Annotated in this window: 24 protein-coding genes; 13 read left to right on the forward strand and 11 right to left on the reverse strand. The window is 36.1% G+C overall.

All coding sequences use genetic code 11. The annotated features are described in order from the left end of the window. Positions 1-49: 49 nt before the first annotated feature. The 3 genes from RI845_RS02675 to RI845_RS02685 all read right to left on the reverse strand — a co-directional run bounded on the left by RI845_RS02675 (position 50) and on the right by RI845_RS02685 (position 1,943). Entirely contained in the window at positions 50-391 is a 342-nt protein-coding gene (locus tag RI845_RS02675; protein ID WP_348388211.1) for a PilZ domain-containing protein, read from the reverse strand. A 66-nt stretch (positions 392-457) separates the two neighbouring features. Further along, on the reverse strand, positions 458-1,045 hold the full coding sequence (locus RI845_RS02680) for an anthranilate synthase component II (protein ID WP_348388212.1): 588 nt from the start codon (positions 1,043-1,045) through the stop codon (positions 458-460). 67 nt (positions 1,046-1,112) lie between these two features. Then, positions 1,113-1,943, reverse strand: coding sequence for an MOSC domain-containing protein (locus RI845_RS02685; RefSeq protein ID WP_348388213.1), 831 nt, complete (start codon positions 1,941-1,943; stop codon positions 1,113-1,115). A 139-nt stretch (positions 1,944-2,082) separates the two neighbouring features. Here RI845_RS02685 and RI845_RS02690 point away from each other — a divergent pair, with 139 nt between their 5' ends. Together RI845_RS02690 and RI845_RS02695 are read left to right on the forward strand one after the other, a co-directional pair. Then, the gene (locus RI845_RS02690; protein ID WP_348388214.1) at positions 2,083-3,276 is read left to right on the forward strand and encodes a Bcr/CflA family efflux MFS transporter; all 1,194 of its coding nucleotides are present in this window, start codon (positions 2,083-2,085) and stop codon (positions 3,274-3,276) included. Positions 3,277-4,144: 868 nt separating this feature from the next. After that, on the forward strand, positions 4,145-5,962 hold the full coding sequence (locus RI845_RS02695) for a S8 family serine peptidase (protein WP_348388215.1): 1,818 nt from the start codon (positions 4,145-4,147) through the stop codon (positions 5,960-5,962). 161 nt (positions 5,963-6,123) lie between these two features. Here the strand turns inward: RI845_RS02695 and RI845_RS02700 are convergent, their stop codons facing one another. The 8 genes from RI845_RS02700 to cutA all read right to left on the reverse strand — a co-directional run bounded on the left by RI845_RS02700 (position 6,124) and on the right by cutA (position 12,406). After that, the gene (locus tag RI845_RS02700) at positions 6,124-6,825 is read right to left on the reverse strand and encodes a PEP-CTERM sorting domain-containing protein (protein ID WP_348388216.1); all 702 of its coding nucleotides are present in this window, start codon (positions 6,823-6,825) and stop codon (positions 6,124-6,126) included. Between the two features lie 321 nt (positions 6,826-7,146). Continuing rightward, a complete protein-coding gene (locus tag RI845_RS02705) occupies positions 7,147-7,311 on the reverse strand; it encodes an oxidoreductase-like domain-containing protein (RefSeq protein WP_348388217.1) in 165 nt (54 codons plus the stop codon). A gap of 4 nt (positions 7,312-7,315) precedes the next feature. Continuing rightward, positions 7,316-7,468 carry an oxidoreductase-like domain-containing protein gene (locus RI845_RS02710; protein WP_348388218.1) on the reverse strand — a complete coding sequence of 51 codons (153 nt, stop codon included), beginning with the start codon at positions 7,466-7,468 and terminating at the stop codon, positions 7,316-7,318. Between the two features lie 225 nt (positions 7,469-7,693). Continuing rightward, positions 7,694-9,040, reverse strand: coding sequence for an acetyl-CoA carboxylase biotin carboxylase subunit (gene accC / locus RI845_RS02715; RefSeq protein WP_348388219.1), 1,347 nt, complete (start codon positions 9,038-9,040; stop codon positions 7,694-7,696). 23 nt (positions 9,041-9,063) lie between these two features. Next, complete coding sequence (gene accB, locus RI845_RS02720) at positions 9,064-9,522, reverse strand: acetyl-CoA carboxylase biotin carboxyl carrier protein (RefSeq protein ID WP_348388220.1); 459 nt, start codon at positions 9,520-9,522, stop codon at positions 9,064-9,066. A 29-nt stretch (positions 9,523-9,551) separates the two neighbouring features. After that, positions 9,552-9,998, reverse strand: coding sequence for a type II 3-dehydroquinate dehydratase (gene aroQ / locus RI845_RS02725; RefSeq protein ID WP_348388221.1), 447 nt, complete (start codon positions 9,996-9,998; stop codon positions 9,552-9,554). 260 nt (positions 9,999-10,258) lie between these two features. Next, entirely contained in the window at positions 10,259-12,088 is a 1,830-nt protein-coding gene (locus RI845_RS02730) for a protein-disulfide reductase DsbD (protein WP_348388222.1), read from the reverse strand. 3 nt (positions 12,089-12,091) lie between these two features. Next, complete coding sequence (gene cutA / locus RI845_RS02735; RefSeq protein WP_348388223.1) at positions 12,092-12,406, reverse strand: divalent-cation tolerance protein CutA; 315 nt, start codon at positions 12,404-12,406, stop codon at positions 12,092-12,094. 149 nt (positions 12,407-12,555) lie between these two features. On the opposite strand from cutA, the gene RI845_RS02740 reads away from it, so the two are divergent. The 11 genes from RI845_RS02740 (at position 12,556) to RI845_RS02790 (ending at position 24,239) form a co-directional block, all read left to right on the forward strand. Continuing rightward, the gene (locus RI845_RS02740) at positions 12,556-13,077 is read left to right on the forward strand and encodes an FxsA family protein (RefSeq protein WP_348388224.1); all 522 of its coding nucleotides are present in this window, start codon (positions 12,556-12,558) and stop codon (positions 13,075-13,077) included. 164 nt (positions 13,078-13,241) lie between these two features. Further along, positions 13,242-13,532 carry a co-chaperone GroES gene (locus tag RI845_RS02745; RefSeq protein ID WP_348388225.1) on the forward strand — a complete coding sequence of 97 codons (291 nt, stop codon included), beginning with the start codon at positions 13,242-13,244 and terminating at the stop codon, positions 13,530-13,532. A 61-nt stretch (positions 13,533-13,593) separates the two neighbouring features. Beyond that, on the forward strand, positions 13,594-15,246 hold the full coding sequence (gene groL, locus RI845_RS02750) for a chaperonin GroEL (RefSeq protein ID WP_348388226.1): 1,653 nt from the start codon (positions 13,594-13,596) through the stop codon (positions 15,244-15,246). A gap of 217 nt (positions 15,247-15,463) precedes the next feature. Beyond that, positions 15,464-16,672 (forward strand): tyrosine-type recombinase/integrase, encoded by a 1,209-nt coding sequence (locus tag RI845_RS02755; RefSeq protein WP_348388227.1) that lies wholly within the window; start codon positions 15,464-15,466, stop codon positions 16,670-16,672. A gap of 5 nt (positions 16,673-16,677) precedes the next feature. Beyond that, positions 16,678-17,637, forward strand: a complete 960-nt coding sequence (locus RI845_RS02760) for a hypothetical protein (RefSeq protein ID WP_348388228.1) — start codon at positions 16,678-16,680, stop codon at positions 17,635-17,637. A 104-nt stretch (positions 17,638-17,741) separates the two neighbouring features. Further along, positions 17,742-17,954, forward strand: coding sequence for a helix-turn-helix transcriptional regulator (locus RI845_RS02765; protein WP_348388229.1), 213 nt, complete (start codon positions 17,742-17,744; stop codon positions 17,952-17,954). Between the two features lie 462 nt (positions 17,955-18,416). Then, positions 18,417-19,511 (forward strand): tyrosine-type recombinase/integrase, encoded by a 1,095-nt coding sequence (locus RI845_RS02770; RefSeq protein WP_348388230.1) that lies wholly within the window; start codon positions 18,417-18,419, stop codon positions 19,509-19,511. An 84-nt stretch (positions 19,512-19,595) separates the two neighbouring features. Continuing rightward, positions 19,596-21,440 carry an acyltransferase family protein gene (locus RI845_RS02775; RefSeq protein ID WP_348388231.1) on the forward strand — a complete coding sequence of 615 codons (1,845 nt, stop codon included), beginning with the start codon at positions 19,596-19,598 and terminating at the stop codon, positions 21,438-21,440. 670 nt (positions 21,441-22,110) lie between these two features. Then, a complete protein-coding gene (locus tag RI845_RS02780; protein WP_348388232.1) occupies positions 22,111-23,319 on the forward strand; it encodes a GGDEF domain-containing protein in 1,209 nt (402 codons plus the stop codon). Between the two features lie 157 nt (positions 23,320-23,476). Beyond that, a complete protein-coding gene (locus tag RI845_RS02785; RefSeq protein WP_348388233.1) occupies positions 23,477-23,851 on the forward strand; it encodes a hypothetical protein in 375 nt (124 codons plus the stop codon). A 247-nt stretch (positions 23,852-24,098) separates the two neighbouring features. Continuing rightward, positions 24,099-24,239 carry a hypothetical protein gene (locus RI845_RS02790; RefSeq protein ID WP_348388234.1) on the forward strand — a complete coding sequence of 47 codons (141 nt, stop codon included), beginning with the start codon at positions 24,099-24,101 and terminating at the stop codon, positions 24,237-24,239. Positions 24,240-24,272 lie beyond the last annotated feature (33 nt).

Here is a 24,272-nt window from a genome sequence, read left to right on the forward strand (position 1 = left end):
AAAAAATTAATTGTTGATTAACAATTATAGTCACTTAAAGTAGTTAGGTTTAATGATTAAGTAACATTTCTATAGTTGTTAATTGTTCGGCAGAAATATTGATGAATTTTAACCCTAAGAGGAATTCATTTTGGGATATGCGACGATTTACAATTAAACGAACTGTTATTGGTGTTACGTCTGAATTGTCACTTAAATTGATTTGGAACTCAGCGGGGTGACCAGCTTGTTCTAGGATGAGGTCAACGCTTGCTTTGTCTAAACTAAGTTGGATGCCGGATAATGAGAGGTTAACAGCAGTACTTTCTAGCTGTTGTTCATTATTATTTAGCACGATATTTACTGAAAAATTCACATCCTTTCTTGGATGAAACCTTCTTTCAATCGACATAATGAGCCTCAGTTATTATTGTTATTCTTTTCATACTTTAACAAATCTGACGGCAATGTAACCAGTTTAATTTGTAGTTAATTTTAAAAAATTATTAAGTAGTTGATGACCCTGCTCGGTAAGAATTGATTCTGGATGAAATTGTACGCCCATTATCGGTAATGTCTTATGAGCAACGCCCATTATTTCATCCATATCGCCTTGCTTCGTCTCAGTCCAAGCTGTGATCTTAAGCGTGTCAGGTAACAATTGCTTATTTACTACTAATGAATGATAACGGGTAACTTGTAATGGATTATTGAGACCTATAAATACACTTTCGTTATTGTGCTTTATTAATGATGTTTTGCCGTGCATCACTTGTTTAGCTTTTTCAACCACACCACCAAAATATTGTGCAATGCACTGATGTCCTAGGCATACACCTAAAATAGGGATTACACCTGAGAACTTGTCGATGATTTCTAATGATAGGCCAGCACTTGCTGGATCGCAGGGACCCGGTGAAATAACAATATGATCAGGCGCCATTTCACGTATTTGATTAATAGTGATTTCATCATTTCTAACTACAATTACCTCTTCCCCCAAGTGCTGGAAATAATGCACCAAATTAAAGGTAAACGAATCGTAATTATCGATCATTAAAAGCATGGAACGTCCTAAAGCTTAATAAGAGCTGCAATTATATCTCTAAGCTTTACCAAGTCCATTAAATAATTTAATTGCTAACAGAGTATTCTTGGGGGGGGTGCTTACTTATTATTTCAACCTTATCACCAACTTTAATAGAGCCTTCATTTAATGCGATAAGGTTTTGTCCAAAATAAATCTCCTTGTCTTTGGCTTGTCTAAATTTCTTTAATGTCGATAGTGGCTCTTTTTGTTTATTTCTCTTACCCGTTATTTCATTAACGGTGGTAAATATACATCGACTGCAAGGTTTCACTATTTCAAAAACAACCTCACCTATCCTAATTTTGTGCCAACCGTCTTCAGCAAATTCTAAACATTGTGACACCACTAAGTTTGGTCTAAATTGCGCCATCGCAACAGGGTGTTCTAATTTAGCATTCAACGCTTCTAAAGATGCTTCACTGATGAGTAATAAAGGATATCCATCAGCAAAACTTAGTTTGTGATCCAAGCCCTTTACTTCTCGATGTGAATGTTCCCCTAGGTAATAGAACCTACAAGAAAAATTTAGGTACATTGAAAACCATTGATCTATTTCATTAGAACAATGTTGAGCAGATATTTCATCATTCCAAACTTGAACATTTTGATATTTATTTGAGAAGTTATTATAAGTAATTCTTAACTCGGGCATGCCAGGAGCATTTAATATCAATCCAGTTGCCGTTATATTACTGTTTACCAATACTAGGGCTGACTTTGTTCGGCCAGTAATAAACTTTCCATTTAAATCAGTAATAACAAAATGTCTATCGAGTTCTAGCCCCGTTTCTTTTACTAATGCATTGTTAAGGGATATACCTTGAGTTGACTTAATTGGGTAGGTAGTTACGTTTGTTAAAATGGTCGATGACATTGTGTTTATTGCCTAAAAGAAATAAAGCTAATAATCTAGCCTAACCTAGTTATAAATATTAATAAATAAACTGTTTTAAATATCAGTTCAGCTATAATGCTAATACATTTTGAAAATTAGAAAAAAGTAATCCAAATTAATGGCAGAGCAGGAAAAAAACAATAACATTTCACTAAGTTTATTATTGCCGTTATTAGCGTCAATAGTTGCCATTACTCCCTTAGCTGTTGATTTATACCTTCCAGCAATGCCTGTTATAGCTCAATACTTTAATAGCTCGATTGCTGCGGTACAAAATTCCTTAAGTATATATTTAGCCGGCTATGCTTGTGGACTGGTCTTGTTCGGGCCTTTAGCCGACATTATTGGTAGACGAAAACTTGCCATCTTTGGGTTAAGTTTTTTCTCAATTATCTCTTTTGCTATTCCTTTGTCACAAACAATTGATCAGTTTATTGGATTAAGATTTGCTCAAGCATTTTGCGGTAGTGCAGCTACTGTCGTAGTACCTGGAATTATCAGGCAATTCTATGGCAAAAATACAGCGAAAGGGATGTCATATGTCAGTATGATAATGATGTTTGCTCCAATGTTGGCGCCCACCATTGGTAGTGCCATTTTAGTGATTGCAAATTGGCAGTCGATGTTTTATTTCTTGGGCATTTACTCGTTAATTATATTAATCGCTAGCTTTACAAAGTTACCCGAAATGACCAAAAATACTGATCCTGATATTGAAAAAGTCTCGTTTTTTGGTAATTACAAAATTGTACTGTCTAATAAAGCCGCTCGTAAATATATACTGAGCTCGATGCTGGTGTCTTTGGCATTTTTTGCTTATCTAACGGCAATACCGTTTGTCTATTTGGAAGTATATAAAACCAGTGAATTTGTTTTTAGTTTCCTATTTGGTATTAATGTTGTTGCTCTGATGATGGCACAATTAATAAATACTCGCTGTGTTGGTAAATATGGCTCGGAAAAAATGCTTTTGTCTGGCCTTTTGGTTGCCCTTTTTTCTGCTTTAACTTTAGTCGTTGTTAATATTCTTGAATTGTCTTTATTCTGGACAGTTATTTCAATACTGCCTTTAATGGGCAGTATTTCATTAATCGCAGTAAATTCAGACTCATTAATATTACTGACATTCGCGAATCAAACAGGGACCGCAACAGCGGTAATCGGTACCCTTAGGTTTGGCATCGGCGCTTTAGCAGGACCAATTTTAGCATTTTTCCATACAGAATCAGCACTGCCTTTTGCGGTTCTGATGTTAACTTCAATTATTCTCGTTGGTTTATGCCAATATTCACCGTTAAAACGAAAACTATAGTTATAAAGCTTACTCTTCGATTTCACCCCTAAACTGCTATTTATCTGCTTAGGGTGAAGAATTCCCTTTCTGGTTACATTTTGATAACAAAAAATAACAAAGTATTTTTTCTTAATTGTTCAAAAATAAACCGTTTTAAATTAACCACCTATTTACTTTTGATGTTCGTAAGTTGTTTTAAAGAGTTAACTATTGGTTAAAACCTGTTCAATTTGGTTGACCGCAGTACAATTTATATCATACATTTCACACTTGAAAACAAGAACAAAAACGACTTTGCAAATATTGTTCTTAAGCATAAAGTTTGCTTTAGACCTTATTTTAAAGGGGTTTTGTAATTTGATAGAAAAGGTAGTTTTGATTTAAAATAAATTTTACAAACAATTAATTTGTTTTTAATCAAAGGTCTACGATACCTTTCCTAGTTTGCAGAACTGTCATTTTCATTTTGCATGTTAACCTTAAAAATTAACATAATAATAATAAAAGACAATTAATTGCGTTAGGGTGTGTTGTAGGCTTCACGAAAGTGAAGTCTTGGTGATTTATTTAGATAAATTGGCGTTATTTTGCCAATAAAACATTAATTAATAATGGTTTTAACTTTAAAACTGCATTTACAGTTTTTATTGTTAAGTATACCTATTGGTAGACCTGTTATTTACTGTTACTTAACTCATCAAACTTCAAGGTTTCATTTCTTTTTCTTTCCTAATTTTAAGTTCTTTTCTTTAAAAGTTTCAGATGACTGATCTTTTAATTTGTAACTAGCTCTAAAAATAACAATAGCTCTTCCTCTATCGAGCATGCCAATGGCAAAACCGGTAGGGACCCTAACTTAAATTTACTTCCTTAGGAGGAACGAGTAGTGTTCAGTATAAATGCGTTAATAAAAACAATAAAAATCTCTAAAAAAATGATCATGGCCTCAGCCATAGTTTCGTTATTACCTTTGTCAGCTTTTGCGGCAAATGATTTTGCCCCTGGGAGAATATTAGTGTCGGCTAAGCCGGGGTTGTCAGATGCTCAGCTAGCTAAGATTCTAGAAAAACATAAGGGTAAATCAAAATCTAAAATTTCCAAAATAAATGTGCATATTGTTTCTGTTCCTGAAAAAGCGGAAAAAGGCATTGTTAATGCATTATCAAAAAACCCTAATATTGATTTTGTAGAGGTAGACGAGCTTGTTGCTTCTAGTGAAATTCATGCAAATGATACAAAGTACTCTAATGCATGGCATCTATCGAAAATGAATCTTCCATCGGCTTGGGAGCAATCTAAAGGTGAGGGTATTGTTGTCGCAGTGTTAGATTCTGGCCTATATTCAAATCATCCAGATCTGATTGGTAACGTTAAATCAGGCTTTAATGTTGTTAGTAGTAACTATGATACAAGTGATATTAATGGTCATGGAACCATGGTTGCTGGTGTAATATCAGCAGTCAGTGACAACAACACTGGTGTTACTTCTATTGCATGGAATACTAAGGTGATGCCCGTGAGAATATCCAATAATAGTAATGGAAGCGCTTATACCAGCGACGTTGCGAAAGGAATTACATGGGCTGCTGATAATGGTGCAGATATAATCAACATTAGCTATGGTAGTATATTTAAAAGTAGTGCTGTCGTAAATGCCGCAGAATATTCTTACAATAAAGGTGGATTAGTTGTTACAGCTGCAGGAAATGACGGCTCAGATTTAAATTGTGTAGATAATAAATACTTCATTGTTGTTTCTGCCACAGGTAGCAATGATACTAAAACAAGCTGGTCTGATTACGGGAACTGTGTTGATGTAGCAGCTCCAGGTGCTGGTTTGCCAACAACCACGAAATCTGGTGGTTATACTAACTTCTCGGGAACATCCGCAGCATCACCCGCTACAGCTGCAGTGTTAGCATTAATGAAATCAAAATATCCAACTCTGACTAATTTTGAATTAGAAAGTCTACTAGAATCAACGGCGGATAAAACTGTAAGTGGTACAAATTATAGTAAGCTATATGGTCATGGTAGAGTTGATGCCGCTTCAGCACTAAGCAGTGATGTAGAAGTACCTGGATCTGATCAAATAGCGCCTTCTGTAGCTATTACATCTCCAGCTGAAGATAGTACAAATTCAAATAACATGGTAGTTCAAGTAAACGCCCAAGATAATACTGCAGTTAGTAAAGTTGAGCTGTATGTATCAGGGACTAAAGTAGCGACAGATACAACTCAACCTTATAGTTTTAGTTTAGATACAACAGAAATGAAAAATGGAGAAGTTTCTCTTGAAGCATATGCTTACGATGCAGCTAATAATATTGGTTCTACCGGAAATTATTGGGTACAAATCAATAATCAAATTATTGAACCTGAGCCTGAGCCGGAAGACACTATTTCTCCAACAGTAGTCATTAGCAACCCTGTTAATGGTCAAACTATTAGTGGAAATCAAGCAATCCAAGTTTCAGGAAAAGATAATGTTGGGGTGAAAAAAATTCAATTGTTTATAGATTCTCAACTTAAATCAGAAGTATTTTCATCTAGTATGAGCTACAGCTGGAATACTAAGAAAGCTGGAACTGGTAATCACAGTATTAAGGCAAGAGTTTATGATGCAGCAGGTAATTATAGTGAACAAAACATAGTTGTTTCAGTAGCTAGTAATTCAAAAGGTAACGGTAAAAAGCCTCATTAAGTAGGCATATTAAATGCATGTTGTCTAATTCAATAGTGCCTTCAGTGTTATTACAATTGAAATGCAAATGAATAAACCGTAAACGTGTATAATTTTTCAAGATAGATAAATTCAAAAAAAAGCTCTGTATAAATACAGAGCTTTTTTATTTTAGAAGTATATTACTTCACTTTTCTTCTTCTAGAAATAAATAATCCAATCAAACCAGAGCCTAAAATTAATAATGTCCCAGGTTCAGGAAGACCTCTTGGTGTCACAATACAAGTGTCGTGACCCGGATTTTCCGCACAAAAACATTCATCTCCAGGTACTTCAGCTGGACAACCAGGGCCCCCATCAGTGATTTTTACACTGCCACCACCATCAGGCAAAGCTTGAAAATGTACCATGGCAGGTGTAAAAATATTTTCTAAAGAAAGGTTGGTTAATGTCCATGTTGCAGTTTCACCATCGGTCATTCTATCGCAACTTATATTACCACAGTTAGGGAAGTCAACATCCCAGTTAAAAGTTATGGAGGCGTTAGTAAAACCGGTTCCATCAAAAGTAATAGCGTCAACATTTGCAGACTCGTTGATAAGCGAGGTTGCATCTAAATCACCGCCAAAAAACAAACGACTTAAAAAGGTAAAGTCATTGCCTGGAAATAAATTACCGATAGTATTAGTCAGGGTAAAATCTAAATTATCACCATTCTCTACATACTCGAGTGTTGCTACTACAACTCCAACAGCATCACCATTCGACAAGCCAATGTTACTACAACTACTATGACAAGTAGAAAATTCAATTAAAGCAGATTTTGCGTTTGATGAGAAAATGAGTAAAAACAGAATAAATATTTGTGGTAATAATTTTTTCATAATTAATTCTCCAAAATCAGAAAAAGCAAGCATAATTGAAGAATTAATAAGCATTAACTGTTCCATAAATTAAAAAACAATATAAATCAGTATGTTATGCCGCAAGTTAAGGTGTTTAGTTTTATCAGGGACCTTATTTGAAAAGGAGTGTATATTTTTGTGACACAAAACCTACATAAATAAAGCTTTATACGACAAGTGTCGTATTACAAATGTAAAATTTATGTTAGTAATTATATGGTTAGAATTAGATATTAAGTATATTGTAAAAATTTTAAATTTGTAAAAAAATCTGACACCAGAACGAGTGCTAGATCTAAGTTATTGATTGTTTTCGGCTTTATTGCTTTTTTCTAATTCGCTTTGCTGAATGCGCCACTTTTGCAATTCGGCATAGTAATGGTCCCAAACACAAGGGTTACACACACCGCTTTCACAACATTCATTGCTATTGGGAGGGGTTGGCTTTTCAAGAACATCGGTCATGGCTTTAAGAATCTACCTGTTGTTTAATTTCAGCTTGTTGAACACGCCACTTTTGTAATTCAGCGTAGTAATTATCCCAAACACATGGGCAACACGCACCTCCGCCACAACAGTCATCATCGGCAGGTGGGTAGGGTTTTTCTAATAATTCGGTCATGATGTTTCATTAATAATTTTAAATGTTTATTGTTCGTTATTTTACCTGAATGTTTAGGTCGGTACTAGAGCTTAGATCCTGAAACAAGCTCAGGAAATGAGTACAGAGATACACCGGATATTTAGGTAATAAAAAACCCTGCAGTTGAAGTGCAGGGTTTGATTAACTTAACAAAGATCCTGAAATAAATTCAGGAAGTGGTTTAGGGATATTTGACCCTAAACTCTACTCAATCTCAGCTAGTTTTTTCTCTAGGTAGTGAATGTTTGCACCACCACGAGCAAAGCCGACATCATTCATGATATCTTCTTGTAACGCGATATTAGTTTTAATACCGTCGATAACTAACTCATCCAAAGCGTTTTTCATGCGAGCAATTGCTACTTCACGAGTTTCACCATAAGTGATTAGTTTACCAATCATAGAATCATAATGAGGCGGTACTGAGTAATCAGTATAAATGTGAGAGTCCCAACGAACGCCCATACCACCAGCAGGGTGGAAACGCGTTATTTTACCCGGAGAAGGGATAAATGTACGTGGATCTTCAGCATTAATACGACATTCAATTGCATGACCGTTAACTTTAATGTCTTCTTGCTTGATCGTTAATTTTTGACCAGCAGCAACACGTAGTTGCTCTTTGATTAAATCAACGCCAGTGATCATTTCAGTAACTGGATGCTCAACTTGAATACGGGTGTTCATTTCAATGAAGTAGAACTCACCATTTTCAAATAAGAATTCGAATGTACCAGCGCCGCGGTAATTAATTTCATTACAAGCGTTACAACAACGAGCACCAATTTCAGCACGTAGTTCTTCAGAAATACCAGGTGCTGGCGCTTCTTCAACAACTTTTTGGTGACGACGTTGCATTGAACAGTCACGCTCTGCTAAATGAATTGCGCTACCTTGGCCGTCAGCAAGAATTTGAATTTCAACATGACGAGGGTTTTCTAGGAATTTTTCCATGTAAACCATATCGTTATTGAAGGTGTTTCTTGCTTCAGTTTTTGTTAACTGGATAGATTCTAGTAAGTCGTCTTCGCTGCGTACAACACGCATACCACGACCACCACCACCACCAGAGGCTTTGATGATTACTGGGTAACCAATACGGCGACCATGAGCAATATTTGCTGCATCATCGTCTGTAAGCGGGCCATCAGAACCTGGTACACAAGGTACACCGGCAGCTTTCATCGCAGCAATAGCAGAAACTTTATCACCCATTAAGCGGATGCTGTCTGCTAAAGGTCCAATAAATGCAAAGCCAGAATCTTCTACTTGTTCAGCAAAGTCTGCATTTTCAGCTAAAAAGCCGTAACCTGGATGAATAGCATCGGCGTCAGTTACTTCTGCTGCAGTAATTAAACGAGGGATGTTTAAGTAACTGTCTAAAGCAGAAGCTTTACCAATACAAATAGTTTCGTCTGCTAATAAAACGTGTTTAAGGTTTTTGTCAGCAGTAGAGTGAACAGCTACGGTTTTAACACCTAGCTCTTTACATGCACGTAATATACGTAATGCAATTTCGCCACGGTTGGCAATAACTACTTTCTTTAACATGGAATTAACCTTCCTTATCGGGCTTATTCAATTACGAATAGTGGTTGGTCAAATTCAATTGTGTCTTCATTTTCAGCAAGAATTTGTTTAACAACACCAGATTTGTCAGCTTCAATTTGGTTCATCATTTTCATAGCTTCAACAATACATAATGTATCACCAGCATTTACGTGTTGACCAACTTCAGCAAACGCAGGCGCATCAGGAGAAGCAGCTGAGTAGAACGTACCAACCATAGGAGAGCGAACAACATGACCTGATAAAACAGCGCCAGCCGGAGCTTCAGCAGCAGGTGCCGCCGCAGCTGGTGCCGCAACTGGAGCTGCTACAGGTGCAGGAGCTGCCATTGCAACTGGAGCCGCAGCTACAACTGAACCGCCACGACTGATTCGAACTGATTCTTCACCTTCAGAGATCTCTAATTCATTGATCCCAGACTCTTCAACAAGTTCGATTAGTTTTTTAATTTTACGAATATCCATTAGTACACCTTTTAAATGTTTTTTGTAATTTATTTGTTTAGGGCTTGGCTTGCACTATCAAGGGCATACTCATACCCCTTAGCACCCAAACCGCATATTACCCCTTCAGCTATATCTGAAAGGTAAGAATGTTGGCGAAACTCTTCACGTTTATGCACATTAGACAAGTGTACTTCAATAAACGGGATATTTACTGTTAACAACGCATCACGTAGTGCCACGCTAGTATGAGTAAATGCCGCTGGATTGATGATTATAAAATCCACTTTGTTATGTGCCTGATGAAGGGCATCAATTAATTCATGCTCTGCATTACTTTGCAGATGCTGTAAATTTATCTCTAAAGATTCAGCTTTAACTTCTAACGCGGCAATAATGTCTACTAATGATTGTGAGCCATAAATCTCAGGTTCACGTTTACCTAACATATTTAAATTAGGGCCATTCAACACTAAAACATTAAACTTTGTCGTCATCTGTCGCTAAATCCATGGTAATTATTATTATTGAATATATTATCTGCTTAAAATGCATTCGTTGCTTATTTTTTATGCAGAAAATATGTGTTTTTCCAAATATCTGCACATTATAGTCATTTTCGCAGAAATTAGCAGCAAAATACTGGTCTAATCACTGAAGTTGTTTTTATTTAACATGTTATTTACATTAAAATGCACAAAAGGGGCAAGCGCCCCTTTTATGAATCATGTTAAGTAGTAGGGCAAAGCCCTTATATTTACTGGTTAAATAACGTATTTATGTGGTTGGCAAATTCGTTTGCCCCCATAAAACCAGTTACTCGCTGCTGACTTAATTCTTTTCCATTTAAATCAAAAAACAAAATTGAAGGTAAGCCGAATACTTCAAAGTGCGACATTATTTCAATATTTTGTTCACTGCCTGTTTCAGTTAAGTCAATTTGTATCAATACCGTATTACGTAATGCTTGTTTAACTTCAGGCTTTGGAAATGTGTATTTTTCAAATTCTTTACAGGCGATACACCAGTCGGCATATAAATCTACCATAACCGTTTTACCGTCTGCATTCGCTTTAGCAACTTCGTCATCTAACTCTGATACCGTTGCTACTTTAATAAATTCTTGATGTGCAGACTGCTGAGCCGTTGGTTTATCAAATACCGTGTTATAAGCTAAATTGGCACCGAAAAACATCATTAAGAAAATTAACAATGAGCGTAGCCCATACCAAATACTTGCAGGTGATTTACGATTATCATTATTTACCATGTAAAAGTAAGTTGCAGTGACTAATAATAGTGCCGCCCACAATAAGTTAGCGATAGTTTCTGATAAGAAACGTTCAAGTAAAAATACCGGTACAGCAAGTAATAAGAATCCAAAAATATTCTTGATCACAGTCATCCAATTTCCTGCTTTTGGAAGCAATTTACCGCCTGAGCTACCTAAAGCAAGTAATGGTAAACCCATGCCTAGACTCAATACATATAATGCAGAAGCACCCAGAAATAAATCACCCGTTTGAGCAATATAAAGTAACGCACCAGTAAGCGGGGCAGTAGTACAAGGAGAGGCAACCAGACCTGAAATTGCACCCATAATAAATACAGAAGGGATCGACCCGCCTTTTTGGCTATTGCTTAAATTGTTAAGTTTATTTTGCAAGCTAGCCGGTAGGGCTAAGTTAAACACCCCAAACATCGACAGCGCTAAAAATACAAATAAAACACTAAGACCAATTAAAATTGCAGGATGCTGAAATGCGGCTTGAAATTGCGCGCCCGCTAATGCAACCACAACACCTAATGCAGTGTACGTAATGGCCATGCCTTGTACGTATGCCATAGATAGCGTAAATGCTTTGCGAGTGGTAAGGCTTTCACCTTGACCAACAATGATACCCGTTAAAATAGGGTACATAGGAAATACACATGGGGTGAAAGATAGTAATACCCCTAAACCAAAAAATGTTAATAGTGTCCAAAATAGACTACTGCCACCTAGCATTGAAGCAAGTTCGTCTTGTTGACTAACCGAGGTTAACTCATTACTTTCAATATTAGACGAGGAGCTTGTTTCATTGTTTATCGCGCCAAGTATTGAACTGGCAGTGCTTTCATCTGAGCCAGCGATATAATCATTTAATGGGATAACATGTTTGGTTGGTGGGTAACACAAACCTTTTTCAGCACAACCTTGAAAAGTAAGCGTTAACTCACCATTAGGGCCTGATTGGCTAAGAGGTATTGTAAATTTAACTTGGTTGTAATAAACCTGCTGAATACCAAAGTATTCATCTTCATGATCAACACCTTGCGGTAAAACAGGAGATGTGAACTCTGCTCGTTCGGCGTTAAATTTTAGCTTGTCTTTATATAAGTAATAGCCATCTGCAATGGCAAAATACACTTCAACTTGAGAGCTTTGTTGGTTGAAATCAAATTGAAATGCTTGATCAACAGGTAAAAATTCTTTGTCGTTACTGAACAGAGAATCCATTGAGGTATCAAAAATTGAATCTTGAGCATTGGCTACATTACCTAATAAGGTAATTGTTACTAGCAACGCAGTTATTATTGAGCGCATAGGTTAATTTTTCACAGTATTATTTATCCAGTTTAAATACAGCTCATTACCTTGCTGGATATTCAAGGCAACAATTTCAACTACATCATATGGGTGTAGTTTTATTATGTTCTGTTCAAGTTCAGAAAATGCTGAAGCTTTAGTTTTTATCAAAAGCATGACTTCTTCATCGCAATGAATTTCGTCTTGCCACTGATATACCGATGTCATTGTCGGCAAGATATTAACACAAGCCGCTAGCTTTTCAGAAACTAAGTGGTTAGCAATTGTTTTAGCTATGTCATTATCCGGACAATTACATACAACAATTTGATACATAATAAACTTTTACCTTAAGGCTTTCTTAATAATTAAATTAACTAAGTATAAATTATATTAATAGAGTAATCGCTATTCAATTGCTTACGGTTGAAATAGACCCGGTAACCCCCATATTAGTTTCATCATTATAAATATTTGGACCATTAATGTTTAAAGTTTTATTTTTATTATTTATTGTCATGCCGATTGTTGAAATTATGGTACTGATGAATGTTGGTAGTTTAATTGGCGCTTTACCTACTATTGGTATCGTTATTCTTACTGCTTGGATTGGTGCTGCCATGGTACGTCAACAGGGTATGGCCACTTATCAATCGGTGCAAAATAAGCTGGCACAGGGACAAATACCTTCAGATGAAATAATTGCCGCTATGCTGCTACTTGTTGCCGGCGTATTATTATTAACCCCAGGTTTTATTACGGATGGTTTTGGTTTACTACTATTATGGCCAGTTTCACGAGCCGTTATGGTAAAAGCAGTACAAGCTCAAATGGCAAAAAGTAAAGCTAATCCAAGCCAGAGTAGTACGTTTTTTTACAGTAATTTTCAGCAGTCAAATCACCAACAAACCCCGTTTAGTGATATCGATGAGCATGCTTCCAGCCATCATATAAATGATGGTAAAAGTAACCAAACTATTGATGGTGAGTTTGAACGCAAAGATTAATTATCAGGGGAAACCTCAAAATTAATGTTAAATGGCGCTATTTTACCAATAAGCGCTATTTTTTTAGCTAAATTTAAGCAGCACCCTTGAGAGTAAAAAAAATACCCCCATCTGTTTATTAATAAAAATTTTAATTATTTAATTTATCTAATTTGGAGATAGTAATGAGCATTCGTCCTTTACATGATCGCGTAATTATCAAACGCAAAGCTGTAGAATCAAAATCAGCTGGCGGTATCGTTTTAACTGGTAGCGCAGCTGAAAAATCAACTCGCGGTGAAGTTGTTGCTGTAGGCAATGGCCGTATTCTTGAAAACGGTGAAGTTCGCGCCCTAGACGTTAAAGTTGGCGACCAAGTTATCTTCAGTGAAGGCTATGGTGCTAAAACTGAAAAAATTGACGGCGAAGAAGTACTAATTCTTAGCGAAAGTGACATTTTAGCGATCGTTGAATAATTTCAACGTATCCAAATAAAAATATTAATCCTAGATTAAACAGAATTAAAGGAAACAAATAATGGCTGCAAAAGACGTATTATTCGGTAATGACGCACGTGCAAAAATGCTACGTGGTGTAAATGTATTAGCTGATGCTGTAAAAGTAACATTAGGTCCAAAAGGCCGTAACGTTGTTCTAGACAAAAGCTTCGGTGGTCCAACTATCACTAAAGATGGTGTAAGTGTTGCTAAAGAAATTGAACTTGCTGACAAGTTTGAAAACATGGGCGCACAAATGGTGAAAGAAGTTGCTTCTAAAGCCAATGATGAAGCTGGTGACGGTACAACTACTGCAACAGTTTTAGCTCAAGCTATTGTTAATGAAGGTCTAAAATCAATTGCTGCTGGCATGAATCCAATGGATCTTAAGCGCGGAATTGATCAAGCAGTAATTTCTGCAGTTGAAGAACTTAAAGAATTATCACAAGCATGTTCAGATACTAAAGAAATTGAGCAGGTAGGTACTATATCTGCAAACTCAGATTCTTCTGTTGGAGAAATCATCGCAACAGCAATGGATCGTGTTGGTACTGAAGGTGTTATTACTGTTGAAGAAGGGCAAGCCCTTACTAACGAATTAGACGTTGTTGAAGGTATGCAGTTTGATCGTGGTTACTTATCGCCATACTTCATCAACAACCAAGAAAGCGGTAGCGTTGAATTAGAAAATCCGTTTATTTTATTAGTTGATAAAAAAGTATCAAACATTCGTGAGTTATTAACAACGCTTGAAGGTGTTGCTAAAGCTGGTAAACCTCTACTTATTATTGCTGAAGATGTTGAAGGTGAAGCACTTGCAACATTAGTTGTTAACAACATGCGCGGTATCGTTAAAGTAGCAGCTGTTAAAGCGCCAGGTTTTGGTGACCGTCGTAAAGCAATGTTACAAGACATCGCAACATTAACGACTGGTACTGTAATATCAGAAGAAATCGGTATGGAACTTGAGAAAGCAACATTAGAAGACCTTGGTCAAGCTAAGCGCGTTGTTATCTCTAAAGACAACACCACAATTATCGATGGTATTGGCGAAGAAACTGAAATTAAAGCACGCGTTGCTCAAATTCGTGGCCAAATTGAAGATTCATCTTCAGACTACGATAAAGAAAAATTACAAGAACGCTTAGCTAAATTAGCTGGCGGTGTTGCTGTTATCAAAATTGGTGCTGCAACAGAAGTAGAAATGAAAGAGAAGAAAGCTCGTGTTGAAGATGCATTACATGCAACTCGCGCAGCGGTTGAAGAAGGTGTTGTTGCCGGTGGTGGTGTTGCACTAGTTCGTGTTGCTGACAAAATCAAAGATTTAGAAGGCCACAATGAAGATCAAACTCACGGTGTTAAAGTTGCACTTCGTGCAATGGAAGCGCCACTTCGTCAAATCGTTACTAACTGTGGTGATGAAGCATCAGTTGTATTAAATGCAGTACGTAATGGTGAAGGTAACTTCGGTTACAACGCTGGTACTAGCGTTTACGGTGACATGTTAGAAATGGGTATTTTAGATCCAACTAAAGTAACTCGTAGCGCATTACAATTTGCAGCATCTGTTGCTGGTTTAATGCTTACTACTGAAGCGATGATCACTGATCAACCTGAAGAAGTTTCAGCAGCTCCTGCAATGCCTGATATGGGCGGCATGGGCGGTATGGGTGGCATGGGCGGCATGATGTAAACGTATTGCCCAAATACTAGTACTTCCTAGAAAAGCCCGTAAGCTTATAGTTTACGGGCTTTTTTATTGACTTAGCTTCCTAAGTCATTCCATAATATATCATTAATTCCCAGAATTATTAGGTGTTAATGAGGGGTATCTCATTTTTTTTGCAACCTTAAATTGAGTCTTTGAGATACGCGTACCCTTCATTTTGTACCCCGCTTAGGAGCTTTGAATGCCATTAACAGTACAAGAAGTTAAGAATATATCCTGTCCTGATGGTAAATCACAGATCAAAAAATCTGACGGCAATAACTTGTTTTTACTGGTTAAGAATGGCGGTTCTAAGCTTTGGAGGTTGAGGTTTAGGCATGCTGGCAAGTATCAAGAAATGGCTTTAGGAAAATACCCCTCCATATCCCTAAGTGAAGCACGTAAATTAGCAGAAGAAGCAAGAGCCTCTTTAATCCACGGTATTAACCCGATGGATGAACGAAGAGAAAGAAAGCGTACAAAAACCACTGCGAAAGATAAGTTATTTTCAACCATTGCCCAAAAGTGGTGGGAACAACAAAAAGACTCTTGGTCAGAAGATCATGCCGCACGAATTAAACGCTGGTTACAGATTGACTCTAAAAGTATAAGTAAACTCCATATTGAAGAGATTGATGCGGGGCATATTACCGAATTAATGTTAGCCATTGAAACGGCTGGCACACCTAAAAAAGCGCCTAATATATTAGCGGTAATAAATAGGGTGTTTGGCTATGCGCTGGCGCATAGATTAACAAGAAGTAACCCAGCACAAGGATTACCGTTAGGGGATATATTAAAGCCCTTACCACCCGTTAAGCATAGGGCTGCAATTGTTAAACCTAATGAGCTTGGTCAATTAATTAAAGACATAGATACAACACAATCAGGTAATTATTGCACTATTGAAGCGCTTAAATTAATTCCTAGGGTATTTTTAAGACCTACTGAAATAAGAAATCTAAAGTGGGAATATATCGACTTTGATGATCGTTTGATCAGAATACCCGCCGAAGAAATGAAGCGAAATCGAGAACACTTAGTGCCGATGGCGAAACAAGTTGCCGAGCAGCTTAAAGAAGTTAAAGCCGTTACTGGTTACTCTGAACTGGTATTTCCAAACCAAAGAGACAGCAGTAAGCCGATGAGTAAAAACATATTAACCAATCGCTTACGAGATTTAGGTTATCCCGCTGATGTAATGTCGGCTCATGGCTTTAGAAGCACAGCTTCCACTATATTGCACGAAAAAGGCTGGAACCATGAAGTGATTGAAGTACAGCTTGCGCATTTGACAGGAACAGCAACATCAAGGGCTTATAACCGTTCACTTTATTTGGCGGAAAGAACAAAGTTAATGCAGGAATGGGCTGATTATCTAGATGAATTATCTGATAGTAAAGGGATGTAAATATAATGAGCAAACTATTTAAACTAAAGGAGTGGTTAACACTTAAAGAAGCAGCTAATCATATTTCTACTGTACTTGGTGAGTCTGTTACATTAGCAGATATTTACCGATTGGCTCTTGATAAGCATATAACGCTTTCGGCTGATTTTGTTAATGGCGCACAGGCGAGGACAGGCAAATTTGTCAAAACAGATGATATTGAATTTAGGAAAGTAGAAAATCATCTTTTTACGGGCGAAAAACTAGAAGATCCCTATTTAAGCCCCTTAAATAACGAAACTTATGTGTTCGAAGATGATTGGGTATCATTAGATTCAAAAACGGTTTCTATAAAAGGGCTTTGGGACTTAACAATGATAGGCTCAGAGGCTTTAGATATTGAGCATTATTACCAACAAGAAACATCGGGACTAAAGGTCACTTTAACTTGTTTAGAAGGTACTCTCCTTCGTCAAGGTGACGTTATTTGTCAACTTCAAAGTGACTTTGATGATAATGAATATCAGCAAGGCTCTAAAGCGGCAAAACAAAAATTAGAACAATTCATTACCAGCAATAAATTAACTGATGATGAAATTAAAAAGCTAAGGGATGAATACCAAACTGAACGGAAAGCATACCTTGGCGGAAAAAGAGAGTTTGAACGAGTACCAAGCTATTACCCCTCAGGTGGTTTAGATGAGCATGACTATGTTTTAGTGGTTAAAACCAATGAAGTGACACGGTTTATTCAATCACTAGAAGGTACGCCACCAGAAGCCAAACCGCTAACGTCTAAAGAGCGCAATTCGTTGTTAGTGTTATTAGGAGCAGTTTGTAAAAACGCTGATATTGATCCAAGCCAACGCGGTATAGCAACCTCATTAGTTGCTTTGACTGAATTAATTGGCGCACCATTAACAGATGATACTATCCGTAAAATATTAAACCAGATTGAACCCGCAATAGAGTCTAGAAGTAAGTAAACCAAAACCGAATTAGGGATCGTATATTCCTAATTCTCCTTTTCTAACCCCTTTATTAAATAACCTCGTGATCGTTTTCCAATAAATGATTAAGAGGTTTTAACATGTCTAAAAAATTCATTCGTTTACCAGAAGTAAAAAACAAAACGGGCTTGTCGCGTAGCAGTATTTATTTACGCATGAGCAATGGCGAGTTCCCCCAAAGTATTTCATTAGGCGGTCGTGCAATTAGTTGGCTTGAAAGTGATATCAATGAATGGCTTGAGCAGTGTATCGCGACAAGTAAAAATAGGGGGCGTTATGAAACGAACCCATAACCCTAACAAGTGCAAGATCCACCGTAGTTATACGGTGGAGGAAGTTGCCTTACTTTTTGAGGTGCATAAAAGAACGGTGAGAAATTGGATCATTAAAGGCTTAGCGGTTTGTGAGATAAACGCCCGATACTTATTTTAGGTAATGATTTAAAGCAGTTCTTACAAAAACAAAGAAAAGTTAATAAGCGTAAATGTAAGCCGTCAGAGCTTTATTGTTTAAAGTGCAGGGAGCCAAGAACGCCAGGTCAAAATACCCTTGAATTTATCGAAGAAACTAACACTAAAGGTCGAGTGATTGCGGCTTGTTCGGTGTGCAATTCGATGATGAATAAATACTTCAAATTAGAACGTTTAACATCAATTCAGCGAGATCTATCGGTGATCTTACCGCTGCAACAAAAACGATTAGGTTAGATGACTAACCCCCTCCTGAATTGTACTTTAAATAGATAAGGTGAAACGATGAAAAAGCACAACGCAAATAACGTAAGAGTTACTCGACAATATTGCATATTTTTAAAAGAAGCTAAACGGCAAAATGAAGCGTCAATTGATGGTGTGGCAAAAGCAATAAATCGCTTTGAACAATACACCAAATTTAAAGAATTTAAACAGTTTCACTTTGAACAAGCGGTAGGTTTTAAAAAGAACTTAACTAATCAAAAAAATGAAACAACCAACAAGCCATTAAGCAAGGCAACTTTGCATACAACATTACGCCATTTAAAAAACTTCTTTCAATGGCTTGCGATGCAAACGGGCTATAAATCACGAATTAATTATAGTGACACCGAATACTTTAACTTATCAGAAAAAGATACTCGTGTTGCCAATGCGAAAAGAAAAAAGCCAGTGCCTAGCCCTGAGCAAATAATTCACGTATTAGAAAACATGTCAGATTGCACCGAAATTGAAAAACGTAATAGAGCATTAATTGCTTTTACTTTATTAACAGGGGCAAGAGATAGCGCCATAGCATCAATTAAAATTAAGCATGTAAACTTAATTGAAGAAAGCCTGTTTCAAGATGCTAGAGAAGTGAACACCAAATTTAGCAAAACATTTACCACTTACTTTTTTCCTGTGGGCGAGTTACCGCTAAACATAATAAAAACATGGATTGAATACTTAACCAAAGAATTACTTTTTAGTCCTGATGATCCGTTATTTCCAAAAACTAAAATGATAAATGGCACTAACAGAAAATTTCAAGCCTCTGGTTTATTACGCGAACATTGGCAAACAGCTAGCCCGATCAGAGAAATTTTTAAACAGGCTTTTCAAAATGCAGGATTGCCGTATTATAACCCTCATAGCTTCCGCAATACGTTAGTAAGGCTAGGCGAGAACTTATGCCAGACACCAGAGCAATTTAAAGCATGGAGTCAAAATATAGGGCATGAGGGTTTTTTAACCACTCTGTATAGCTATGGTGATGTACCTGATTATCGACAAGCTGAAGTATTGAAAAAGTTAAGGGAGCCAAGTTCAGATGTTACCCCAGAAAAACAAGCTGAATATGAAGAGATGTTTATAAAAATGATGGGTACATATTAATTGAGGTGTAGTTAGTGGGTTACTTATTTTTTTATTCCCTGTAAAATCCCCCACCAACATACAATATTGGGATTAATTGGTTGAATGAAATTTAGATCAGATATTAATGGCCTAAGAGCCATTGCAGTAATAGCGGTTGTGCTGTTTCATTTTAATGCTTCATGGATGCCTGGCGGTTTCGCAGGTGTAGACGTGTTTTTTGTTATTTCTGGTTTTTTAATGACAGGGATAATTTTTAGAGGAATAGAACAAGAAAGTTTTTCTATTCTGAAGTTTTATGTTGCACGAGCTAATAGGATTATTCCTGCTTTAGCTGTTCTATGCTCGGTCTTACTTGTGTTCGGTTGGTTTTATTTAAGTTTAATAGATTATAAAGCATTAGGCATTCATGTCGGAAGTAGTATAGGGTTTCTTTCTAACATCATATATTGGAGGGAGTCAGGCTACTTTGATACAGCTTCACAAGGAAAGTGGTTATTGCATACTTGGTCATTATCAGTTGAATGGCAGTTTTATATAATTTACCCGTTAATACTTGTAGCATCAAGAAAAATCATGTCGGTAAACATGATGAAAAAAATGATTTTGCTCGGAACCATTTTAGGGTTTATGCTTTGCGTTATAGTTACTTATCAATGGCCTAGTTCGTCATATTATATGTTGCACACCCGAGCGTGGGAAATGATGCTAGGTGGCGTTGCTTATCTTTATCCATGGAACCTTGAAGATAAAAAAAAGAAGCTTTTAGAGTGGGTTGGTTTAGCTTTAATACTTAGCTCTTATATTTTTATATCAAAAGAAAGCTTTTGGCCTGGTTATTTAGCCATGCTTCCCGTTCTAGGTACGTTTATTATTATTCAAGCACAACGTAATGACAGTCTAATCACAAATAATATTATCGCTCAAAACTTAGGAGCATGGTCTTACTCTATATATCTTTGGCATTGGCCTCTTGTAGTTGCTATTTACTATTACTCATTAAGTGAAGTATTCATCTACTTAGGTCTCACGCTATCAATTTTTCTTGGATTTTTGAGTCATAAATATATTGAAAAAGTCAAATTTAGGGATAATTTTGTAAATATATCCGATCACTTTAAAGCCAAACCTGTTTATATGGTTTTATTTATTGGAGCTTTAGGTAGCATCACTTTTGTCAATAACGGTTTTGACTCTAGATTTTCTGGAGACGAGCAATTGAAAAGTAAAAATGCCATGGCAGCTATTGGTGATTGGGGCTACCCAAGCCCTAACTTTGAAGTAGATAATTATAAAATTAGGCTGATTAGAGGTAGCTCAGATAAAAATATATTATTCATAGGCTCCAGTCATATTGAACATACTTACCCTTATGTAAAAGCTTTAGGTAGCGAATATAATGTTTATTATTTGACTATGGGAGGCTGCTTTGTTTCACCTTCTTTTTTTAATCCAAAGTGGAGTTGTGAAAATATTCAGAATTATAAAGAAATTATTAAAAAAATTGGATTTGATAAAATAGTTACATCGATCTACTTTCTTGATGGGTATTTATCAGGAACTGAAAAAGATAGAAGCGATCAAATTGATTCAAGAACACTTGAATATAATGACTTTTTACATTTTGCAAAAAACAATTCGCATAAAGTATTTATGATTTTAGGTGAACCGCAAGGCTCAGCATTTGCTCCGCAATTATCGATTAGGAATAGTTTAAATGACTTTATTACGTTAAAAGAAGCTAGAGAATCTTATAAAACTCATTATGACGCATTAAATAAACTCAATGAAGTTAATGGGGTAGTTGTTATTGACCCGATTGATTACTTATGTGATGAAGTGTGCATGACTATGGATAGTAACTTTAATTATTATTATAAAGATTCTAATCATATGCGACCTTGGTATGCAGAAAAAGCTCTGGGGTATTTAGATGGAATATTTAAATAATTTAGGGGTGTAATGAGGGGTATTTATTTGTTTTGTTTTTTATTTTCCTACTAAAACAGTATGATAGGTATTGTTGTGCAGCATGATGTAAACCCAGCCTCACTATACGTTCCCTTTTACATCAAAGGGCAACAAGTAGCTATTAAACATATATTAATCATGTTTAATAGTGTGTGAAAACTCAAAAGGCATACTGTTTAGTATGCCTTTTTTGTGCCCGTCAGTTGTTATTGATTTTTGAATAAGCAAATGAAACGCCCCTGAGCCGAAGTAGGGAAGATCTAACAAACTAAATTCCTTTAGTTTGTAATCTAACCATTAAGTTTACGTAAGTCATTGGTATCGTTTAGGGCCTGTTACGAGCGAACAGCTGCCCAGCTACGTTAAAATAGTTAAAAAGTAATTGGATTATGTTTAAACTAACTACTACATCTTTTCAGACTCTCACATTTCTATAGTTTGCAATATGCATACTTTAAACTCCATCATTGATACAGCAGGGTACGCTTTATTATCTTTTATTGGTAAGTATAAGGCTCCTCACTTTCACAACTAAATTAATATTTATGATCAGATACCCTATTAAGTAGCCAATGAAAATTAAACCTTTGTACAATAAATGATCTGTGTTAGAGTCCGCAGCGCTCAAAATAATGTAAATAAAATGTTAATGAAAAACTCTAAACTAACAAGGGGTTATTTTCCTGTGAACCTTTCTGTAAAAACAATTTGTAAGAATATACTTAATTTAGGCAAACCCCCTCTTAATCATAGGGACATTACCAGGCAACAAAGCGTCTACTTTTCTCAATCATTTTTATTATTCATTCGTCCTGTAATGTTTATTTCTTTTATATGTTTATTAGCAATTTGGTCAACTGAAACTTATTTACAACAAATCAGTTCATTTAATAAATTTTGTTATCCATTACTTACCCTCTTTTTAGCAACGAATCTTATATACTCCTATCGGAGTAAAACTAACATTGAAGTAGTCACTTGCTTGTTTTTTATATTGTTCATGACTTATTTTGTTGTTGATTATTACTACATATTTATATATCTGGAAGTGATAGGTGAGAGCTCTCATTACAACTTATCTTCCTTGAGCCAGTGGTTGCCAATAGCCTATATCGGTGCTTTCCTATTTTTAAAAAAATATAATGCTTTAAAATTTTCACTGGTTTTTGCTCTATGTTTATTTCTGCCTGAACTATTATGCTTTGATAACGTATATAATCACTCACCGATCGCACATAGCTTAACCTTAAATTTAATGCTCTCACACCCTGTTTATATTTGTTTATTATGGGGAGTTAGTCATTTAAAAATGATGAGCTACCACGATAGAAACAACGCAAATCTCATGTATAAATTATCAAAAATAGATAGTTTGACTAAGGTTTCAAACCGTCGTGGCATTAATGAAAGTTTGAGAAAAATGTTAAGCGAATATAAACGTGGCTCAACCCAATTTAGTGTTGTTCTTTTTGATATAGACCATTTTAAATCAATAAACGATCAATTCGGCCACTTGGCAGGCGATGAAGTGTTAATAGCAATTGCCGATTCGATTAAAAGTGAACTTAGATTATTTGATGAGCTGGGGCGTTGGGGCGGTGAGGAATTTATTGCGATTTTAAGACACAATAACTACCACTTAGTCAGTGAAATTACAGAGCGCCTAAGGATAGCGATTAGCTCATTATGTTTTGAGAGTATTCCTCAAAAAATTACTGCTAGCTTCGGAGTTGTTCATTGTAAGGCTGAAATCAGTGAAAAAAATGACCAAAAAGCCATTGAGCTATTAATTGCTCAGGCTGACAAGGCTCTTTATAAAGCCAAAAATACTGGTCGTAATAAAGTGGTAATTGCTTAAGGCTTTAAAGTGGAAATTGAATGAGCTTCAATCTGAATAGGCAAAACTAATAATCGCCAAACTTACCAACTGACGGAAAACAACTCATTTGAGTAACTCGGTCCAATAAGATAGGCTGTAATGAGCGATAAGCGGAAGTTAACAGGGAATAATTAATATGGACTGGAGAGCATTAGATATATTCAAAGGAATTGATTTAAACGATTCTCTTGTTATAGATTGGTCTCTTGAAAACAACCGCTTAAAGTTCGATTTGATTGCTAGTATTTGGCCAGAATCCGACTTTTATTATCCCCCTAAAAAAGATGAATACACTTGCTATCGGAATGCATTAATTTCATTTGAAAATATAACTTCCATTACTGGCTTACTATCTAAGGAATCCGTCAAACCATCAACAGATGCTGATGGTTCAATTGATTATGGAAACATAGATACATTAACCGTATTAGAAGATAAGTTTGAGTTGATTGGTGATTTTGGTAAAGTTGAAATCAACGGTGGAGCTTTAAAATTTGAAGTTTTGGAATGAGCGAACAACAGCGAGTCAATAAAGGAATGTTTTGTCTTTTACTAAGTTAATGAATATTTGGGTTGTAAGTCTTCTTCTCTTGAGTGGTGTTGCTTATATACTAACTAGTGATAACCCCATAACCATTCATTCTACAGCTTTCAATTGTGAAGCTGATATTTGTAAATATAGTTACCAAATAACGAACACTACAACAAAAATACATACAGGTTTCGTTTATATTCATTTACGTAAACATCTCCCGACCATGGCGAATACACCTAAAGATTTAGGGTATATCGATATTCCGTTTAGTCTTGCTCCTGAAAGTACGAAGGATTTTGAAGGTACTTACGAATCAGATAACGAACTGATTGCTTACTTTAGGCTTTCAAGTGAAGAGCCGTAAATCATCGTCAACTTGACCTTAACTAATTGAAAA

It is taken from the genome of Thalassotalea nanhaiensis (assembly GCF_031583575.1).
Taxonomy (GTDB): domain Bacteria; phylum Pseudomonadota; class Gammaproteobacteria; order Enterobacterales; family Alteromonadaceae; genus Thalassotalea_A; species Thalassotalea_A nanhaiensis.

What these genes read in the sequence shown, in the direction of transcription:
- RI845_RS02675 (WP_348388211.1), bottom strand. Translation starts at nt 391, where the DNA reads ATGTCGATTGAAAGAAGGTTTCATCCAAGAAAGGATGTGAATTTTTCA.
- RI845_RS02680 (WP_348388212.1), bottom strand. Translation starts at nt 1,045, where the DNA reads ATGCTTTTAATGATCGATAATTACGATTCGTTTACCTTTAATTTGGTG.
- RI845_RS02685 (WP_348388213.1), bottom strand. Translation starts at nt 1,943, where the DNA reads ATGTCATCGACCATTTTAACAAACGTAACTACCTACCCAATTAAGTCA.
- RI845_RS02690 (WP_348388214.1), top strand. Translation starts at nt 2,083, where the DNA reads ATGGCAGAGCAGGAAAAAAACAATAACATTTCACTAAGTTTATTATTG.
- RI845_RS02700 (WP_348388216.1), bottom strand. Translation starts at nt 6,825, where the DNA reads ATGAAAAAATTATTACCACAAATATTTATTCTGTTTTTACTCATTTTC.
- RI845_RS02705 (WP_348388217.1), bottom strand. Translation starts at nt 7,311, where the DNA reads ATGACCGATGTTCTTGAAAAGCCAACCCCTCCCAATAGCAATGAATGT.
- RI845_RS02710 (WP_348388218.1), bottom strand. Translation starts at nt 7,468, where the DNA reads ATGACCGAATTATTAGAAAAACCCTACCCACCTGCCGATGATGACTGT.
- accC (WP_348388219.1), bottom strand. Translation starts at nt 9,040, where the DNA reads ATGTTAAAGAAAGTAGTTATTGCCAACCGTGGCGAAATTGCATTACGT.
- accB (WP_348388220.1), bottom strand. Translation starts at nt 9,522, where the DNA reads ATGGATATTCGTAAAATTAAAAAACTAATCGAACTTGTTGAAGAGTCT.
- aroQ (WP_348388221.1), bottom strand. Translation starts at nt 9,998, where the DNA reads ATGACGACAAAGTTTAATGTTTTAGTGTTGAATGGCCCTAATTTAAAT.
- RI845_RS02730 (WP_348388222.1), bottom strand. Translation starts at nt 12,088, where the DNA reads ATGCGCTCAATAATAACTGCGTTGCTAGTAACAATTACCTTATTAGGT.
- cutA (WP_348388223.1), bottom strand. Translation starts at nt 12,406, where the DNA reads ATGTATCAAATTGTTGTATGTAATTGTCCGGATAATGACATAGCTAAA.
- RI845_RS02740 (WP_348388224.1), top strand. Translation starts at nt 12,556, where the DNA reads ATGTTTAAAGTTTTATTTTTATTATTTATTGTCATGCCGATTGTTGAA.
- RI845_RS02745 (WP_348388225.1), top strand. Translation starts at nt 13,242, where the DNA reads ATGAGCATTCGTCCTTTACATGATCGCGTAATTATCAAACGCAAAGCT.
- groL (WP_348388226.1), top strand. Translation starts at nt 13,594, where the DNA reads ATGGCTGCAAAAGACGTATTATTCGGTAATGACGCACGTGCAAAAATG.
- RI845_RS02755 (WP_348388227.1), top strand. Translation starts at nt 15,464, where the DNA reads ATGCCATTAACAGTACAAGAAGTTAAGAATATATCCTGTCCTGATGGT.
- RI845_RS02760 (WP_348388228.1), top strand. Translation starts at nt 16,678, where the DNA reads ATGAGCAAACTATTTAAACTAAAGGAGTGGTTAACACTTAAAGAAGCA.
- RI845_RS02765 (WP_348388229.1), top strand. Translation starts at nt 17,742, where the DNA reads ATGTCTAAAAAATTCATTCGTTTACCAGAAGTAAAAAACAAAACGGGC.
- RI845_RS02770 (WP_348388230.1), top strand. Translation starts at nt 18,417, where the DNA reads ATGAAAAAGCACAACGCAAATAACGTAAGAGTTACTCGACAATATTGC.
- RI845_RS02775 (WP_348388231.1), top strand. Translation starts at nt 19,596, where the DNA reads ATGAAATTTAGATCAGATATTAATGGCCTAAGAGCCATTGCAGTAATA.
- RI845_RS02780 (WP_348388232.1), top strand. Translation starts at nt 22,111, where the DNA reads ATGAAAAACTCTAAACTAACAAGGGGTTATTTTCCTGTGAACCTTTCT.
- RI845_RS02785 (WP_348388233.1), top strand. Translation starts at nt 23,477, where the DNA reads ATGGACTGGAGAGCATTAGATATATTCAAAGGAATTGATTTAAACGAT.
- RI845_RS02790 (WP_348388234.1), top strand. Translation starts at nt 24,099, where the DNA reads ATGGCGAATACACCTAAAGATTTAGGGTATATCGATATTCCGTTTAGT.